This is a genomic window from Aeromonas sp. ASNIH7 (assembly GCF_002903485.1).
Classification (GTDB): domain Bacteria; phylum Pseudomonadota; class Gammaproteobacteria; order Enterobacterales; family Aeromonadaceae; genus Aeromonas; species Aeromonas caviae.
In genome coordinates this window covers 3,179,761-3,196,929 of record NZ_CP026226.1, presented here as the reverse complement: position 1 = coordinate 3,196,929, position 17,169 = coordinate 3,179,761, and the positions used below count along the sequence as shown (strand labels likewise).

Annotated in this window: 18 protein-coding genes; 2 read left to right on the top strand and 16 right to left on the bottom strand. The window is 63.0% G+C overall.

Features of this window, described 5'->3' with window-relative positions; all coding sequences use genetic code 11:
- Positions 1-232: 232 nt before the first annotated feature.
- The 8 genes from proX to C2U47_RS14995 all read right to left on the bottom strand — a co-directional run bounded on the left by proX (position 233) and on the right by C2U47_RS14995 (position 6,516).
- Positions 233-1,234, bottom strand: a complete 1,002-nt coding sequence (gene proX, locus C2U47_RS15025; RefSeq protein ID WP_010675433.1) for a glycine betaine/L-proline ABC transporter substrate-binding protein ProX — start codon at positions 1,232-1,234, stop codon at positions 233-235.
- The gene (gene proW, locus C2U47_RS15020) at positions 1,231-2,379 is read right to left on the bottom strand and encodes a glycine betaine/L-proline ABC transporter permease ProW (RefSeq protein WP_010675434.1); all 1,149 of its coding nucleotides are present in this window, start codon (positions 2,377-2,379) and stop codon (positions 1,231-1,233) included. The genes proX and proW overlap by 4 nt, the downstream gene beginning before the upstream one ends.
- Positions 2,376-3,572, bottom strand: a complete 1,197-nt coding sequence (gene proV / locus C2U47_RS15015; RefSeq protein ID WP_010675435.1) for a glycine betaine/L-proline ABC transporter ATP-binding protein ProV — start codon at positions 3,570-3,572, stop codon at positions 2,376-2,378. Before proV ends, proW begins: the two co-directional genes overlap by 4 nt.
- A gap of 473 nt (positions 3,573-4,045) precedes the next feature.
- Positions 4,046-4,537: a type 3 dihydrofolate reductase gene (gene folA, locus C2U47_RS15010; protein ID WP_029314778.1), complete on the bottom strand. Its 492-nt coding sequence runs from the start codon at positions 4,535-4,537 to the stop codon at positions 4,046-4,048.
- 24 nt (positions 4,538-4,561) lie between these two features.
- Complete coding sequence (locus C2U47_RS15005) at positions 4,562-5,029, bottom strand: threonine/serine exporter family protein (protein WP_010675437.1); 468 nt, start codon at positions 5,027-5,029, stop codon at positions 4,562-4,564.
- Positions 5,026-5,151: a hypothetical protein gene (locus tag C2U47_RS23560; RefSeq protein ID WP_010675438.1), complete on the bottom strand. Its 126-nt coding sequence runs from the start codon at positions 5,149-5,151 to the stop codon at positions 5,026-5,028. The genes C2U47_RS15005 and C2U47_RS23560 overlap by 4 nt, the downstream gene beginning before the upstream one ends.
- The gene (locus tag C2U47_RS15000) at positions 5,148-5,945 is read right to left on the bottom strand and encodes a threonine/serine ThrE exporter family protein (RefSeq protein ID WP_042014428.1); all 798 of its coding nucleotides are present in this window, start codon (positions 5,943-5,945) and stop codon (positions 5,148-5,150) included. The genes C2U47_RS23560 and C2U47_RS15000 overlap by 4 nt, the downstream gene beginning before the upstream one ends.
- A gap of 232 nt (positions 5,946-6,177) precedes the next feature.
- Positions 6,178-6,516: a DUF3135 domain-containing protein gene (locus C2U47_RS14995; protein WP_010675440.1), complete on the bottom strand. Its 339-nt coding sequence runs from the start codon at positions 6,514-6,516 to the stop codon at positions 6,178-6,180.
- A 407-nt stretch (positions 6,517-6,923) separates the two neighbouring features.
- Here C2U47_RS14995 and mog point away from each other — a divergent pair, with 407 nt between their 5' ends.
- Positions 6,924-7,454, top strand: coding sequence for a molybdopterin adenylyltransferase (mog, locus tag C2U47_RS14990; RefSeq protein WP_010675441.1), 531 nt, complete (start codon positions 6,924-6,926; stop codon positions 7,452-7,454).
- 31 nt (positions 7,455-7,485) lie between these two features.
- Here mog and C2U47_RS14985 read toward each other — a convergent pair whose 3' ends face one another.
- Together C2U47_RS14985 and C2U47_RS14980 are read right to left on the bottom strand one after the other, a co-directional pair.
- Entirely contained in the window at positions 7,486-7,833 is a 348-nt protein-coding gene (locus C2U47_RS14985) for a DUF2541 family protein (protein ID WP_029314779.1), read from the bottom strand.
- 208 nt (positions 7,834-8,041) lie between these two features.
- Positions 8,042-8,797 (bottom strand): DNA/RNA non-specific endonuclease, encoded by a 756-nt coding sequence (locus C2U47_RS14980; RefSeq protein WP_010675443.1) that lies wholly within the window; start codon positions 8,795-8,797, stop codon positions 8,042-8,044.
- A gap of 645 nt (positions 8,798-9,442) precedes the next feature.
- On the opposite strand from C2U47_RS14980, the gene C2U47_RS14975 reads away from it, so the two are divergent.
- On the top strand, positions 9,443-10,168 hold the full coding sequence (locus tag C2U47_RS14975) for a carbonic anhydrase (RefSeq protein ID WP_029314780.1): 726 nt from the start codon (positions 9,443-9,445) through the stop codon (positions 10,166-10,168).
- Positions 10,169-10,241: 73 nt separating this feature from the next.
- On the opposite strand, the gene C2U47_RS14970 is transcribed toward C2U47_RS14975, so the two are convergent.
- The 6 genes from C2U47_RS14970 to C2U47_RS14945 form a co-directional block, all read right to left on the bottom strand.
- The gene (locus C2U47_RS14970) at positions 10,242-11,150 is read right to left on the bottom strand and encodes a pseudouridine-5'-phosphate glycosidase (RefSeq protein ID WP_010675445.1); all 909 of its coding nucleotides are present in this window, start codon (positions 11,148-11,150) and stop codon (positions 10,242-10,244) included.
- Positions 11,144-12,235, bottom strand: coding sequence for a PfkB family carbohydrate kinase (locus tag C2U47_RS14965; protein WP_010675446.1), 1,092 nt, complete (start codon positions 12,233-12,235; stop codon positions 11,144-11,146). Before C2U47_RS14965 ends, C2U47_RS14970 begins: the two co-directional genes overlap by 7 nt.
- A gap of 144 nt (positions 12,236-12,379) precedes the next feature.
- Positions 12,380-12,739: a nitrite reductase small subunit NirD gene (nirD, locus tag C2U47_RS14960; protein ID WP_010675447.1), complete on the bottom strand. Its 360-nt coding sequence runs from the start codon at positions 12,737-12,739 to the stop codon at positions 12,380-12,382.
- Complete coding sequence (nirB, locus tag C2U47_RS14955) at positions 12,736-15,318, bottom strand: nitrite reductase large subunit NirB (protein WP_010675448.1); 2,583 nt, start codon at positions 15,316-15,318, stop codon at positions 12,736-12,738. Before nirB ends, nirD begins: the two co-directional genes overlap by 4 nt.
- Before the next feature lie 26 nt (positions 15,319-15,344).
- Complete coding sequence (locus C2U47_RS14950; RefSeq protein WP_010675449.1) at positions 15,345-16,166, bottom strand: ABC transporter ATP-binding protein; 822 nt, start codon at positions 16,164-16,166, stop codon at positions 15,345-15,347.
- Positions 16,167-16,197: 31 nt separating this feature from the next.
- Positions 16,198-17,157, bottom strand: coding sequence for an ABC transporter permease (locus C2U47_RS14945; protein WP_029314781.1), 960 nt, complete (start codon positions 17,155-17,157; stop codon positions 16,198-16,200).
- Positions 17,158-17,169 lie beyond the last annotated feature (12 nt).

Below are 17,169 nucleotides of genomic sequence, written 5' to 3'. Positions count from 1 at the left end.
TTCCAGTCCACGTAGTATCAGGACAAAAAATCGAGGGAGGCATGATGCCTCCCTCTTTCTATTGCAAGCCCCGCTGGATAAAGGCTGGAGGAAGATCGACTGGACACAGCCTTGCCCCCTCAACTCAAATCCAATTTATGAATAATCAGTCAAAAAAGTGCTTATCTGAACAGCATTGCCGGCAACTGCCGGGCGTTTTTCTTTGCGCAAAAGGGTGATGTAACGCCCTTCATTACATGGCGGCAGCGCGCGCCTGATTCAGCCAGTCGTTCACCAGTGCCTCGTGGCCCTTGAGCCAGGCGTCGGCATGACGCTCCACGTCCGCCGGCTTGTTCTGCCCCTTGTTCATCAGGCCGTTCTGCACGTTGATGTCATTGAGCGGCAGCTTGACGATGGAGAAGAGCCTGGCGGCGGCCGGATTGGCTTCGGCAAACCGCTTGTTGGCAACAATGTGCATGGTGTTCACCGCAAAGCCGTAGTTCTTGCCGTTCGGCAAACGGGTCTTGGCCGCATCCGGGGCATCGGCGGGAACTTCCAGCCACACCACATCCTTGCCCGGCACCAGTTCACTGCTGAGCCAGTAGGGGGTCCAGGTGTAATAGAGCACCGGCTTGCCGGCCTGGTAGCGAGCCAGGGTATCGGCGATCAGCGCCGCGTAGTTGCCCTGCTTGTGCGCCACCGTGGGGGTCAGACCAAAGGCATCGAGGTGATGGTTGATCGCCCCCTCGCAGCCCCAGCCGGGGTTGCAGCCGATGAGGTCGGCCTTGCCGTCGCCATCCCCGTCAAACAGCGCCGCCACCTCGGGATCCTTGAGCTGGCCCAGGTTGGTGATGCCGTATTGGGTCGCGGTCTTCTTGTCGATGAGGTACCCCTGGGCGGCACCGGCCACATAGGTGCCCTCACGGAAGAACACCTTGTCCCCCCCCGCCTGCTCGTACTTGTTGTCCTGCAGCGGCACCCAGTTGAACGCGAGGAAGGTGCCGTCTCCCTGGGCCACCGAGGCATAGGCCACGTTGTAGTCCACCTCCTGGGCGGGCTGGACATCGTAACCCAGACGCGCCATCAGCTTGCTCACCAGCAGGCTCTGGAAGGCCTCTTCCGGCAAGGAGCTCTGCAGGGGCTGAACGCGAACCCCCTCCCCCGGCAACTCGGCGCTGGCCATGGCGAGCGGGCTCAGCAGTTGGGTACTCAGCAGCAATGTGCCCAGGGTCAATCCTTTGGTGATCGGTCTCATGCATTTACTCCTTTGTAATCGATTTTCTTGTCACGACCGGCCAGGCGCAGCAGCAGGGCGGCGGGGCCGTGCTGATACCAGCGGCCGGTACGGGTGCGATCCGGTTGCCCCATCGCCTGGGTGAGGCGGTCGAGCACGATGGCCAGCAGCACGATGCCGAGGCCGCCGATGGAGGCGAGCCCCATGTCGAGCCGGCCGATGCCGCGCAGCACCATCTGGCCGAGGCCCCCCACCGCGATCATGGAGGCGATCACCACCATGGAGAGCGCCAGCATCAGGGTCTGGTTGACCCCGGCCATGATGGTGGGCATGGCGAGCGGCAGCTGTACCTTGAACAGCAACTGGGAGGGGCTGGCACCGAACGAGTGGGCCGCCTCAACCAGATCGGCGGGCACCTGGCGAATGCCCAGCATGGTGAGCCGGATCATGGGCGGCAGGGCGAAGATGACGGTCACCACCACCCCGGGCACGTTGCCGATGCCAAACAGCATCACGATGGGGATGAGGTAGACGAACGCCGGGGTGGTCTGCATGGCATCCAGCAGCGGCCGGGTCCAGGTGGAGAGCCGCTCGCTGCGGGCCAGCAGGATGCCGGTGGGCAACCCCAGCAGCACACAGAAGAACAGCGAGGTCAGCACCAGGGACAGGGTCACCATGGCATCGGACCAGGCCCCGATGAGCCCGATCCCCACAAGAGATACGAGCGTGCCGAGCGCCATGCGGCCGTTCACCAGTTGCCAGGCAAGCAGGGCCAGGAGCCCCATCATCAGGGTGGAGGGCACCGTCTGCAGCAGATGGGTCATGGCGTTCAGGGTCAGCTCCACCGGTGCGCGGATTAGCTGGAACAGCGGCCGCAGGTTCTCCACCAGCCAGCCGATGCCCCCTTCCACCCAGGTATCCAGCGGCACCAGCGCCTGCTGGAAGGGATCCAGCCAGTCGATGGCGGTTGTGGTGTCGGCGGCTTCGATCTGGTTCTGCCAGTCGGTGTTCTGAGTGTCGGTACTGCCCCAGGGATCGGACACCTCGGTGGACGCAGGTGCGCTCCAGGGGTCTGCCGCCACCTCATCGGCCCGCAGGGAAGGGCTCGCCAGCAGCACCAGGGCCAGCAGCCCGCTCAGCAACAAATGGGGATTCATCAGCTTCATGCCGGGGTACTCCTGTCCAGGGTGTTGAGCAGATTGGCCTTGGAGATGAGGCCGAGGTAAGTGCCGTCCTCCTCGACCACGGGCACCTGACAGGGGGCGGCCGCCACCTGGCTGATCAGTTCATTGAGGGCGGTGTCCGCCAGGATGGGCTGAATGTCCGCCAGCAACGCCTGCTCCAGGCTGCCTTTGGCCCTGACCGCCTGACCGAGCGACTCCACCGAGACGACCCCGAGGAAGCGGCGGCTGCGATCCACCACGTAGCCGAACTCCCGCTCAAGCTCCTTGAGCTGGCGCAGGGCGTTGCCCGGCCCGTCGGTGGTGTGTTTCTTGATGAGGGGCACCTGCTTGCGGCTGGCCACATCGCGGGCGCTGAACACATGGGCCAGATCCACCCCGCGAAAGAAGGCGCGCACATAGTCGTTGGCGGGCTGGTTGAGGATCTCGTCCGGGGTGCCCACCTGCACCAGCTGGCCATCCTGCATGATGGCGATGCGATCGCCGATGCGCATCGCCTCGTCCAGATCGTGGGAGATGAAGACGATGGTGCGCTGCTGGCTGGCCTGCAGCTTGAGCAGCTCGTCCTGCATCTCGGTGCGGATCAGGGGATCCAGCGCGGAGAAAGCTTCGTCCATCAGCAGAATGTCGGGGTCATTGGCAAGGGCCCGGGCCAGCCCGACCCGCTGCTTCATGCCGCCGGAGAGGGCATCCGGATAAGCCTCTATCCACTGTCCCAGCCCCACCTGATGGAGCGCCTGACGGGCACTCTGCTGGCGCTCCGCCAGCGGTACACCGGCCAGCTCCAGCCCGAAGGCGGTATTTTCCAGCACACTCAGGTGCGGCATCAGGGCGAAGGACTGGAATACCATGCTGATCTTCTTGCGGCGCACCCGGCGCAGTTCGCGCTCCGAGATGGCGGCGATGTCCTCGCCATCGATCAGCACCTGGCCGCGGGTCGGCTCGATCAGCCGGTTGAAGAGACGCACCAGGGTGGACTTGCCCGAACCGGAGAGGCCCATCACCACGAAGATCTCCCCTTCGTTGATGGCCAGATTGACATCCTGGACCCCCAGGGTCTGTCCGGTCTTTTTCAGGATACTGGCGCGATCATGCCCTTTCGCCAGCAATTTGAACGCTTTATCCGGCTGATCGCCGAAGATTTTGTAGAGGGATTTGACCTCGAGTTTGACTGTCATATTGTCCTTTTTTCTTGGCCGACGCCTTGCCTGGCAAACCGTCGAACGTGAGCCAATTACTTTTAACACTAAGCAATTTCACACCCAAACAAAAGAACCAATTGAAGCTAGCCTGGAAAGGTTAAATTTAAGCCATTGATTTTTATTGGTTATTTTTATTCATAAAAATCCATTAAATCACGATAAAAACGCCTATAACAGACAGGGTCGCCACAGTAGCGATGCACTTTCAGCACATTTTATTAATGATTAAAGGGCGTTATCAGCAGGCGAAAAGAGAGGGTGGGGACGACGGCGCCCATCGGGGCGACGAATGGTTTATTGATTACACCACCAATCATTTTAGTGTCACGCATTCCGGATATTGCTTCAGGCACCTTCAGCCATGCCGGTTCAGCCCCCTTCTCTTTGCAGTAACAGGGCACAAAAAAGCCCCCGGCTGTCGCAAGGGGCTCTTCATGGCATCAGAGGGCTCAGCGCCGCTGCCAGGTCTCGAAACAGTAGGGGTGGGGATTCTTCTCGTCAGGCTGATGGGACTCGCGCTCGATGCACGACCAATCGTTCTCATCGAAGGCCGGGAAGCGGGTATCCCCCTCCACCGCCAGATCGATGCGGGTCAGATAGAGCCTCTCGGCCCGTGGCAGCAGCTGGCCGTAGAGATGCCCCCCCCCGATCACCATCAGCTCGGCCACATCGCTGCCCGCCAGCAGCGCCAGCGCCGCCTCCACCGAGTCGATGACCTCCACGCCGTCGGCCCGGTAGTCGGGATTGCGGCTGATCACCAGATTGCGACGGCCTGGCAGTGGCCGTCCGATGGACTCGAAGGTCTTGCGCCCCATCAGCACCGGCTTGCCCAGGGTGATCCGCTTGAAATGGGCCAAGTCGGCGGGCATATGCCAAGGCATCAGGTTGTTCTTACCAATCACCTGATTTTTCGCGAGGGCAGCAATCATTGAAATCTTCACGGTATCAGTTTCTCGCTTCACCATTCATATAATGGGGCGGTTACGATACACGACCAGAGACGGAATCGCCAAACCGAAACTCAGGGCCCCCACGATAAAGAGCGCCTTGAGGCCGTTCTCCACCGCGCTCTGAAGCAGCTCCATGGTCACCCCGGAGATATTGAGCTCGACGATGGCGATCATGGTCTTGAACGCGTAGCTGCCCGGGATCATGGGGATGATGGAGGCGACGCTGAACACCGGGCGTGGTGCCAGCAGGCGGCGCGACCAGTAGACACAGACAAAGCCGACCGTGGTCGCCGCTGCCAGGGTGGCCCACTCGATGGGCATGCCGTAGTGGATGAGCAGGGTACGCAGGCTATGGGCCAACGCGCCCCCCATGGCGCAATATTTGAGCATCCGTGGCGGCACGTTGAACAGCATGGCAAAGCCCACCGCCGGAATGGCCGACCAGAAGGCATCCTTGGCCAGCAACCAGAGCAGTTCCATCATACCTTCCACCCCCAGATACCGGTCACCGACATGGCGAGCATGATCCCGATATGGTTCCGCGCGCTGATGGATAGCCGGTTTGCCCCGATCAACAGGGTCGATACAACGTCAAAGATCTTCATACTTTCCACCCCCAGATACCCGTCACCGACATGGCGAGAATGATCCCTATGGCTGCGCTGATGGTCAGCAGTGTCGCCGTGCCCCAGCGGGCCAGCCCCATGTTGAAGTAACCCTTCACCATGTCGGAGACCGCATTGATGAGCGGGAACCCCGGCACCAGCAGCAACACGCTGGCGGCCATGGCGAGATAGGGTTGTTCGCCCCAGCCGAAGAAGGTGGCGCTGGAGGCGAGCAGGGTGGCGATAAACCCGGTAGCGGCAAAGTTGATGAGGGGGCTGTGGTGATGGCGGGCAATGAGCTGGCGCACCCGCATGGCGACCGAGGCCGAGCAGCAGGTCACCAGGAAGATGGGCCAGTCACCGCCAAACAGCAGGCTGAAGGCACCGCAGGAGAGCCCCACCATGGGCACCACCAGCCAGGGGTGATAGTGGAACGGCGTGATGGCCTCGAGGCGCTGACGTACCTCGCGCGCGCCGATAAGCGACTTTTCCGTCATGATGCAGATGCGCTGGATCTCGCACACCACCTGCATGTTGATGCCGTGCTCCCGCACCCGGCGGGTGGTGGTGACGCAACTGCCCTGGTAGAGACTGGTGAGGACGATGGCGCTGGAAGAGATGGCCATCTCGACGCTCTCCAGCCCGAGCGCCATGCCGAGCCGGACCGTGGTCTGCTCGATGATGCGGCTCTCCGCCCCAAACTGGGCCAGCATCTGGCCCGCCTTGACGATGATCCGGGTGATCTCCGTCTGCTGCTCTCGCGACAGCACCCTTCCTGGTGTGATGCTTCTCATGATCCCTTTGAGTCATAGCAAGATGAAATGTGTCTGGATATTACCCCAAAATAAATACACCTTCATCCATCTCTATCGGACTGCGGGCACTGGTCACTATTATTCAGCCGCCCGGGGAATATTTGCAGCAAATAAAAAACAATTCACCCAACTTGCTTAACAACTTGTTTGAGAAGGGGTGAAACAAATTAATAAAAACCCTGTTTTTTTATATCTTGAACAGGGCCTTTAATTATTTCCGTTTCAGATAACTGGAAAACGCTATCACATTATCCGGCAGCGGGGGCTCTGCCATTTCCTGACAGGATTCGTTCTGCAGATCCAGAATGTGCTGGCGCATGGCGTAGACGGAGTCATGCATCATGTTGGCTATCCGGATGCAGCTGTCGAGGTTGTTTCTTGCCAGGCGGCGCTGGCAGTCGATGCGAAATTGCAGACCTCGCAACCGACGTTGCCGCTCTGGTCCCACCTGGGCGATCAGGGTCTCTATCTGCTGGTGCAGCAGCGCGTCGAGTCGCTCCGGCTCGGCCAGCGCCCAGTACTTCAGGGTATCGAAATCAGGCAGCTCCATATACCCTCCTGGCCGGACCTCGCCCATGGAATGGAACGACGCCGGGCACATCACTATTTCACTGTCCCTAAGGAAGGTTATATAGGATGGTGGCGATTTTGGGCCATTCACCGCCGAGCCACAGGAGTCCGGTTTTTGGCACGGATTGCGCATTGTTGGCGGAAAAAATCATTTATTCCTTATGATTCATGAAATTAACCGAATCCGGCCTGCGTCAGTTTTTTTATAAAATTTCAGCGTCATTTTTCTCGGCCTTATTCCTTATTAACGGACTTTTCTCAAAATTGTTTTTCATTCGACTCTCTCCCAGGCTCGATGCCCTCCCCTTGCCTCATCCGGCGGTTTAACATATCTCACTGATTATGTTATTTTATTTACCACTTTATTGCGGCAACCAAGGGCAGACCATGAGCAAGGCAAGAATCGGTATCGTCACCGTCAGCGATCGCGCCAGTGCAGGCATCTACGAAGATCTCTCCGGCAAGGCCATCATCGACACCCTGAACGCCTACCTGACCTCGGAATGGGAGCCCGTCTATCAGGTGATCCCCGACGAGCAGGAGCAGATTGAGGCGACCCTGGTTCGGCTGGTCGACGAGGAGCAGTGCTGCCTTGTCGTTACCACGGGGGGCACAGGGCCGGCCAGGCGGGATGTGACCCCGGAGGCCACCGAGGCGGTGTGCGATCGCATGATGCCGGGCTTTGGCGAGCTGATGCGGGCCGAGTCCCTCAAGTTCGTGCCGACCGCCATCCTGTCGCGCCAGACCGCCGGCCTGCGCGGCAGCTCGCTCATCGTCAACCTGCCGGGCAAGCCCAAATCGATCCGCGAGTGCCTGGATGCGGTCTTCCCCGCCATCCCCTACTGCATCGACCTGATGGAAGGGCCCTATCTCGAGTGCGACGAGGCCATCATCAAACCGTTCCGCCCGAAGAAATAAGCACTGGGCGGGGATTTCCCCCGCCCTTTGCTCATTTGCGCCCGTACACCTTGACCCCCGCCCTGCTCCCTTCCGAATTGCCGTACACCTCGATGCGCTTGATGCAGAGTCGGCTGCCGAGGGATTGCCACCCCGACTCCTGATCCTCTCTCAACACCTTGTCGAAATAGAGGGTCTTGCTGCGATCGTTGCCGTAGAACACCTTGACCCGCTCCAGGGTCAACTCCCGCCCAGCCTTGACCATGATGGATTTGGTCGGCCGGCAGGCGAGCATGGGAATGATGGCGGGATGATCGCCGACCCCGAGCAGAATGGTCTGCCCCAAGCGGATATCCTCGTCGGCCATGGCCGGGGGAACAGCAGCCCCCAGCAGCGCCATGGGTACGCAGATGCGCAACGCGCGGGCAAGAGTGGACGAGGAGTGAAGGGAAAACAGCGCTGACATGATGCCTCCTGAAAAAAGGAGTCATGATAAGGACCCGATGCCAGACCCAAGCTGTACTGGCCCTGTACCAGGGGCCATGACAATGGCCGGAAGCCCGTGTGGGTAACGGGGGCCTGGGCCCCCGTTACCCCTGCCGGACGCGCTAACCGCCCCACATGGCCGACAGCCGCGACTCCATGGCCTCTTCCTGCTCATCCGGCAGCTCGGTGAAGAAGTCGAGCCCGGTCTGCTCCTCCACCTCATCCACCGTCACCACATAGTCCGCCAGCCGACTGGCCGAGACGTTCTCTTGCGGCAGGATGAAGGCGATGGCCCGCTTGCCCGCCAGATCCATCACCACCCGGTAGTAGGCGTGGGGCACGGTCACGCCGTTGCCGATGGCGCCATCGGAGTGGGTGAAGATGGGGCCGGTGATCACCTGCACGCTCTTGTAGGTGATGGCCCACTGCCGGGTCTTCTCCTCCAGGATGCGCCATGCCCCCTGGTTGAGCGCCGGCAGTTGCGGGGTCATGTTGGTCAGCAGGAAGCTCTGCTTCATGGTGTTGGCGGTGGAGCGCATGTCCGCCGCCGGTGCCTGGTGGCCGCGGTCATAGCCCGAGCCCTTGTAGTCCGACAGGGTGGCGCGAAACTGCACCGGCACCTCCTTGTCCTCGGCGAAGGCATCCTTGCGCGGCACCTGACCCTGGGCGCTGGCGGCCGTCATCCGGTAAGAAACCCAGTCAGAGACCTTGGTGTCGTAGTTGTACCCGGCGGCATAGCCCTCCCGGCACAACAGCTGACTGGATTGACCGGGTACCCCCAGGGTGACGTGCTCCCCGCACTGGAATCCCGCCGCCAGGCTCGGGAAGGTGGTGAGAGTGAATCCGATAGCCAGAACTAATTTATTGATATTATTCATTATTATGCCACTCCTTGTGTTAGGCGGAGTGATTTGACACCAGGTCGGATGAGTAAGGCAATCGCACAAATAGCGAGCAATCCGGAAATGTGAAGAGGACGGCAAAACCGCAAACAAGGCGCCGCCAACCGGGGGATTGTCATCCCGCCGTCACTGTGCTGAGGGGGGAATTTCTCCAGCACTATCAGAGAGATAAGGGGTCAACACCGAGGCACTCTGTCAGCGCAGCGCCCGGCTCCCGCCACGCACGCCCCTGACCGGGTCAGGGAATATCGAACAAATCCCAGCGAAATAAGGGATCCTCAAGCCCGATAATTAGTCCGCGCTTGTTTGCTCGAGATCAAATGGAGCCATGAAAAGCCCTCTAGAATCAGCCCGTCATCTATTTGGGGCGCCATGAAAGGGGGCCGTTCATTGCGAAAATGCCCGCAGGATTTCTCCTCCATGAATAAGCGTGCCCCGTTGCCGAAATACACTATGGCGCAGCCTCATGCCACGCTTCAAATAGCGACGACGACAGACCTTTCATAACAATTAATCCGGTCTGGCACCGCGTACCCTGCGTTTCCAACGATGCCATTGATGAGGCCTTCCTGCCGGAAGGCCTGGAATGGCCGTGCTTTTCAATCAGGATAAGGATGCATGATGAAAAAGTCCCTGCTGGCTGGCGCCCTGCTGCTCTGCCCTGCCGCCTTTGCTGCCACCACACACTGGGAATACAGCGGCGAGGCCGGCCCGGCGAAATGGGCCAGCCTGACCCCGGAATATGGCCAGTGTGCCGGCAGCAACCAGTCGCCGGTCAACCTCTCGGGTCTGGTGAAGGCCGATCTGGCCCCCCTGCAGTTCCACTATCAGGCGGGTGGCAAGACGCTGGTCAACAACGGCCACACGGTGCAGGTCAACTATGCCCCCGGCAGCACCCTTGAGCTCGACGGCATGCACTTCGAGCTCAAGCAGTTCCACTTCCACGCCCCCAGCGAAAACCTCATCGAGGGCAAGTCCTACCCCCTGGAGGGTCACCTGGTCCATGCCAATGACAAGGGGGAGCTGGCGGTGGTCGCCGTGATGTTCGAGCCGGGCCAGGCCAATGGGGCACTGAGCCAGGCCTGGCAGGTGCTGCCAGCCAAGGCGGGGGAGATCCATGCCTTCAAGGAACCTATCTCGGCAGAGCAACTGCTGCCCGCCCAGCACGACTACTACCGCTTCAGCGGGTCCCTGACCACCCCACCCTGCTTGGAAGGAGTGCGCTGGCTGGTGATGAAGGAGCCGGTCCAGGCCAGCCAGGCCCAGATCGATGCCTTCAAGGCGGTGATGCACCACCCCAACAACCGCCCCGTCCAGCCTCTCAACGGGCGACTGGTGCTGGAATAAGGAGGTTATCTCACCGATTTTCGCAATAAAAAGAGGGCCTGTTGGCCCTCTTTTGCATCTTTCGCAAAGGTGTTTACAGGCTGGCAGCGATGCGCGCCCCCAGCGCGGCGTTGTTGAGCACCAACTGGATATTGGCCGCCAGGGAGTTGCCACCGGTCAGCTCGCACACCCGGGCCAGCAGGAAGGGGGTGGACGCCTTGCCCTTCACCCCCTGCTCGTCCGCCTCTCGCAGTGCCTGGGCAATGGCGGCGTCGATGTCGGCCTTGGGCATGGCAAACTGGGTCGGGATCGGGTTGGCCACCACGGCGCCCCCCGCCAGCCCCAGCTCCCACTTCAGACGCAGTGCCTCGGCGATGGCCGCCGGGCTCTCCAGGCGATAATCCACCTTGAAGCCGCTCTCCCGGGTGTAGAAGGCGGGCAGCTCCTCGGTCTGGTAGCCGATCACCGGCACCCCCTGGGTCTCCAGGTACTCCAGGGTCAGACCGATGTCGAGGATCGACTTGGCACCGGCGCAGACCACGGCCACCGGGGTCTGGGCAAATTCCTGTAGATCCGCCGAGATGTCAAAGGTCTCCTGGGCGCCGCGATGCACGCCGCCGATGCCGCCGGTGGCGAACACCCGGATCCCGGCCATGGCGGCAATGATCATGGTGGAGGCCACCGTGGTCGCCCCCAACCCCTTGTTGGCCAGCACGAAGGGGATGTCGCGGCGGCTGCACTTGGTGGCGGCATGACCGGCCCGGCCCAGCGCCTCCAGGGCCCCCGCATCCAGACCCACCTTGAGGCGGCCATCGATGATGGCGATGGTGGCCGGCACGGCGCCGTTGTCCCGCACCACCTGCTCCACCTGGCGCGCCGTCTCCACGTTCTGCGGATAGGGCATGCCGTGGGAGATGATGGTGGACTCCAGGGCCACCACCGGCTTGCCGGCGGCCAGCGCGGCGGCAACTTCAGGTTGGATATCGAGGTAAGCGTTCAACATGGGTACTCCTCCAGCATGCGTTCAACGGCGGCCTTGGATAGGCCGGAAAAGACGGTATCGGAACAATTGACGGTGAGGGCGGCGCAACCGAGGGCGAACCGGGTTGTCTCCATGATGCCCTGATCCTGCAACCAGGCGTGGGCCAGCCCTGCCATGAAGGCATCGCCGCCGCCGGTCACGTTGACGACCGGGCTGCCGAGCACGGGCAGATGGCCCTGGCAGGCCCCGTCGCTATAGAAGATCCCCTGATCGCCGAGGCTCAGGAAGAGTCGCTGCACCCCGGCGCGGTGGAACCAGGCCGCCGCCATGGGCCAGGTGTCGGGCCCGCCGATGGTGAAGCCGCACAGCTGCTCCGCCTCGGTGCGATTGGGTTTGAGGGTGTGGATGCGGTGCAGCCAGGGGCGGATCTTCTCCACCTTGGCCACCGACACGGTGTCCACGAAGATGATGTGCTCCCCCTGGCGCTCGAACAGCCAGTCAAGGGTGTGGGTGGCGAGGTTGGTGTCGAGCACCCAGAGCCGGGCCGCACCGAGAAAACCGCTCAGGGGGGTGAGCCGGGCCGGGGTGAGCTGCTCGATGATCCCCATGTCGTTGACGGCGCAGCTCATCTCGCCGCTGCCATCGTGCAGGCTGAGATAGCAGGAGGTCGATTGACCCTCCAGTACCAGCACCTGGCGCACATCGACCCCGGCGCGCTGGCTCACCTCCAGCAGGTGGTGGCCGTATTGATCGTTGCCCACCGCAGTCAACAGCCGGGTGTCGGTGCCAAGGCGCGCCAGGTTCTCGGCGATGTTGCGCCCTACCCCGCCGGCGGAGGTGCGTACCCGGCCCGGGTTGGAGTCGCCGATGCGCAGGTTGTCGTGGCTGCAGCCACAGATATCCATGTTGGCGCCGCCGATCACCACGGCGTAGGGGCCTTCGCGCAGCACATAGCCGCGCCCCTGCACATAGCCCTGGCGCATCAGGCTGGAGATGTGGCTCGCCAGCGCGGAGCGGCTAATGCCGAGCCTGTCCGCCAGCTCCTGCTGGGCAATCATGGGATCCTGGCGCAGCAGGGCGAGGATCTCTTGCTCACGTTCCGTCATAGACAAACATCCAGTTGCAAACGTTTGTCCATTATTTCCGAAAAACGTTTTCCCGCCATCCTCTCGTACAAGAAATGTCGGGTCGCGCACAAAAAATCACCGGGCAGTGCCCGGCGATCACAACATGGTTTTCAGATGGGCCACTCACCCCAGCTGTACCCAGACCTCGCTCCCCTCCAGTCGCACCGGCCAGCAGGCGACGCTCAGGGCAGGATCGTCCAGACAGCGACCGTCCATCAGGGCGTAGCGCTGCTTGTAAAGGGGCGAGGCGACCACGGGCTCCCCACCGGCATCCCCCACCAGACCACGCCCCAGCACCGCCACGCCGGCCAGGGGATCCACCCCGTCCAGGGCATAGACATGCTCCCCGAGGCGAAACAGCGCCAGCACCCGCCCCTCCAGCCAGGCGCTGCGCCCGGCCTGCTCCGGCAGCGCCGCCAGCTCGCATACCCTATGCCAGGCTCCAGGTTCTGACTGTAAGGTCTCTTCTTTTATGTCGCTCATACCACCTCCTTGATAGCGATATCCGGCACCCATTGCCCCCGCTCCTCACGGCGCGGCGGCGTCTCGTCCTCGGGCCGGTTGACGAAGGCCTCGAACAGCTTGAGCTTGTCCGGATCCGCCAATGTGCTCTTCCACTCGCACTGCCAGGTGCCGACGATCCCCTCCATCATGGCCTCCAGCTCGGCACCGATGCCGAGCCTGTCCTCGATGATCACCGACTTTAGGTAGTCGAGCCCCCCTTCCATGTTCTCCATCCAGACCGAGGTACGTTGCAGTCTGTCCCCGGTGCGCACATAGAACATCAGCAGCCGGTCGATGTAGCGGATCAGGGTCTGCTCGTCGAGATCCGTGGCAAAGAGGTCGGCGTGGCGCGGCCGCATCCCGCCGTTGCCGCACACATAGAGGTTCCAGCCCCGCTCGGTGGCGATGACGCCGATGTCCTTGCTCTGGGCCTCGGCGCACTCCCGGGTGCAGCCTGAGACCGCAAACTTCAGCTTGTGTGGCGCCCGCAGCCCCTTGTAGCGGTGCTCCAGGGTCTGGGTCAGGGTCATGGAGTCCTGTACCCCGTAACGACACCAGGTGGAGCCCACGCAGGACTTCACGGTGCGCACCGACTTGCCGTAGGCCTGACCGGTCTCAAAGCCCGCCGCCACCAGCTCGCCCCAGATGGCGGGCAGCTGGTCGACCCGGGCGCCGAAGAGATCGATGCGCTGGCCGCCGGTGATCTTGGTGTAGAGGCCGTACTTGCGCGCCACTTCGCCGATGGTGATGAGCCCCTCCGGGGTGATCTCCCCCCCCGGGATGCGCGGCACCACCGAATAGGTGCCGTCCTTTTGCAGGTTCGCAAGGAAGGCGTCGTTGGTGTCCTGCAGGGCGCGGTGCGGTTTCTCCAGCACGTGCTCGTTCCAGAGGGACGCCAGGATGGAGGCCACCGTCGACTTGCAGATGTCGCACCCCAGCCCCTGGCCGTGCTTGTCCCGCAGCGCCTCGAAGCTCTTCAGCTCGCCGACCCGGGCCAGGTGATAGAGCTCCTGACGGCCGTAGGCGAAGTGCTCGCACAACCCCTTGTCCGCCTCGACGCCAAGGTCCGCCAGGGTCTGATCCACCACCTGCTTGAGCAGGTTGCTGCAACCGCCGCAACCCGTGCCCGCTTTGGTGCAGCTCTTCACCGCAGCCAGCTCGTGATTGCCCGCCCGAACGGCGGCCACCACGTCCCCCTTGCTGACGTTGTGGCAGGAGCAGAGGATGGCGCTGTCCGGCAGCACCAGGGGCGCGGGGGCGGCCCCGACCTCCCCCACCAGCAGGGAGAGCGGCGGCTGGGGCAGCGCCACCCCGTTCTGGTAGTACTGCAGCAGCCGCTCATAATCGGCCCCGTCCCCCACCAGGATGGCGCCGAGCAGGCGATTGCCCTCGCCGTCGGTCACCAGCTTCTTGTAGATGCCGTTGACCCTGTCCAGCAGCAGCAACTCCTGGGCGCCGGCGGTGTTGGCGTGGGCATCGCCGATGGAGCCCACGTCCACCCCCATCAGCTTGAGCTTGGTGGACATGTCGGCCCCGATAAAGCGGGTCTCGCCGCCGCACAGACTGGCCACTGCGGCCCGGGCCATCTGGTAGCCGGGAGCCACCAGGCCGAAGATGCGCCCCTGCCAGAGCGCGCACTCGCCGATGGCGAGGATGGCGGGATCCGAACTGTGGCAGCCGTCGTCGATGCAGATGCCGCCGCGCTCCCCGACCTCCAGCCCGGATTGCCGGGCCAGGGTGTCGGCGGGTCGAATACCGGCGGAGAACAGCAGCACGTCGGTCTCAATGTGAGTGCCGTCCTTGAAGCGCAGGCGATGACGGGCCTGCTCCCCCTGCTCGATGCACTCGGTGGCTTTCTCCACCAGCACCTCGACCCCGAGGGCCTGGATCTTGTCCCGCAGCACGGCGCCGCCGCTCTCGTCGAGCTGCACCGGCATCAGCCTGGGGGCGAACTCCACCACCTGGGTCTTGAGGCCGAGCAGGCGCAGGGCGTTGGCCGCCTCCAGCCCCAGCAGGCCGCCACCGATGACCACGCCGCTGCGGGCCTGGGCGCAGGCATCGCGAATGGCGGCGAGATCCCCCAGGGTGCGATAGACGAAGCAGCCCTCCCGCTGATGACCGGGGATGGGGGGCACGAAGGGGACCGAGCCGGTCGCCAGCACCAGACGGTCGTAAGGGAACTGCTCGCCGTTGGCCAGCGTCAGGGTGCGGGCCGCCCGGTCGAGCACCTCCACCTCGGCCCCCAGTCGCAGCGTTATGCCGCTCTCTTCATACCAGGCGGGATCCGCCATGCGCAGGGCCTGGGGCGCCTTGCCGCCGAATACCTCGGAGAGGTGCACCCTGTCGTAGGCGGGGTCCGGCTCGGCGCCAAATACCGTCACCTCGAACCGGCTCAGGCCACCGGCCGCCACCAGCTGTTCGACGAAGTGATGACCCACCATGCCGTTACCCACCACCAGCAGCCGTTGCTTGTCGGCCGTGTCGGCGGAACCACTGTTCTGGCGACCGAGCAGGTCCATGCCGTCCTCTGCCACCCACTGTTGCTCTTTGTCTGTCATGTCTCTCTTCCTTGAATCCGGCGGGCTCAGGCGCGCAGCTTGCTGCGCACCTGCCCGGCTGCCTTGAGGGGGGTCACCTTGCGTTGCTTCTCGTAGAGGAAGCGCAGCACCTGCTGACGCAGCTTGTGGTAGTGGGGATCGTCCGCCAGGGCGACCCTGTCTCTGGGCCTTGGCAGGTCGACGGTCAGGATCTCCCCGACGGTGGCGCTGGGGCCATTGGTCATCATGACGATGCGATCGGAGAGCAGCACCGCCTCGTCCACGTCGTGGGTGATCATGATGACGGTGTTGCCAAGCTCCGCCTGGATCGCCATCAGAGCATCCTGCAGATGGGCCCGGGTCAGGGCATCGAGGGCGCCGAACGGCTCGTCCATCAGCAGCACCTTGGGGGAGAGCGAGAGGGCGCGGGCAATGCCGACCCGCTGCTTCATCCCCCCCGACAGCTCGTGGGGCATCTTCTGGCTGGCGTGATCCATCTGCACCAGGGAGAGGTAGTAGTCCACCCGCTCCGCCACCGCCCGCTTGTCAGACTCCACCTGGGCCACCGCCAGCGCCACGTTCTGCTGGACGCTGAGCCAGGGCAGCAGGGCGTGGTTTTGGAACACCATGGCCCGCTCGGGCCCCGGCCCCGCCACCTCGCGGCCATCGAGAATGATGCCACCCAGGGTCGGCTCCAGCAGCCCGGCCACCAGGTTGAGGACGGTGCTCTTGCCGCAGCCCGAGTGACCGATGAGGGAGACGAACTCCCCCTTCTCGATGCGCAAGTTGACCCGGCTCAAGGCCTCGAAGCTGCCCTGCTCCGTCTCGAACGAGATGCCGACGTCGCTTATCTCCAGATAACTCTTCATTGGCTCTTCTCCTGCCTGAATAGAAATGTGATTAACGCAGCACCTGGCGCTTGTCCCAGGACAACCACTGCTGCAGGGCCAGCATGCCCCTGTCCAGGGCGCAGCCGATGAGGCCTATGGTGATCACCGCCACCATGATGCGGGCCAGAGACGCAGAGCCGCCGCTCTGGAACTCGTCCCACACGAACTTGCCGAGCCCCGGGTTCTGGGCCAGCATCTCCGCCGCGATTAGCACCATCCAGGCCACCCCCAGGGAGAGCCGCAGCCCGGTGAAGATCATGGGCAGGGCCCCGGGCAGCACGATGCGCCGCACATGGGTCACAAAGGAGAGGCGCAGCACTCGGCTGACGTTGTGCAGATCCCCATCCAGCCCCGCCACCCCCACCGCCGTGTTGATCAGGGTCGGCCAGAGGGAGCAGAGGGTCACCGTCAGGGCCGAGGTGAGGAAGGACTTGGCAAGCCAGGGGGCGGGGTTTGCATACAGAGCGCTCACCACTAGCGTGATGAGGGGCAGCCAGGCCAGGGGGGAGACCGGCTTGAGCAGCTGGATCACCGGGTTGGCGGCGCGATAGAGCCCCTGATTCATGCCGAGCAGCACCCCGCACGGAATGGCGATCAGAGTCGCCAGCGCGAAGCCGCACAGCACGGTGAGCAGGCTGGTGGCTATCTGATCGAAGAAGGTGGGGCGTCCTGTGTAGGGACGCAGCTTCACCTCGGCCGCCGGATCCGCCGCCAGTCGCTCGGCGTTGCGCACCTGCTGGCGTTCGAGGAAGGCCGCCGCCTTCTCCCGCTCCTGCAGATGCTCCTGCCCGAGGGACCAGAGCTGGCTGGCAGTGGCGAGCGGCCCCGGCAGGGTGCCCAGACTGGTCTGCACCTGGCTCGCCCCCCACTGCCAGAGGCCGAGGAAGAGCAGCACGCCGAGCAGGGGCTGCACCATGATTTTCCAGTTGATGGCTTTTAAATGGATGAGGGGCAATGCGTGTCGTTTCATCGGGATCTCCTT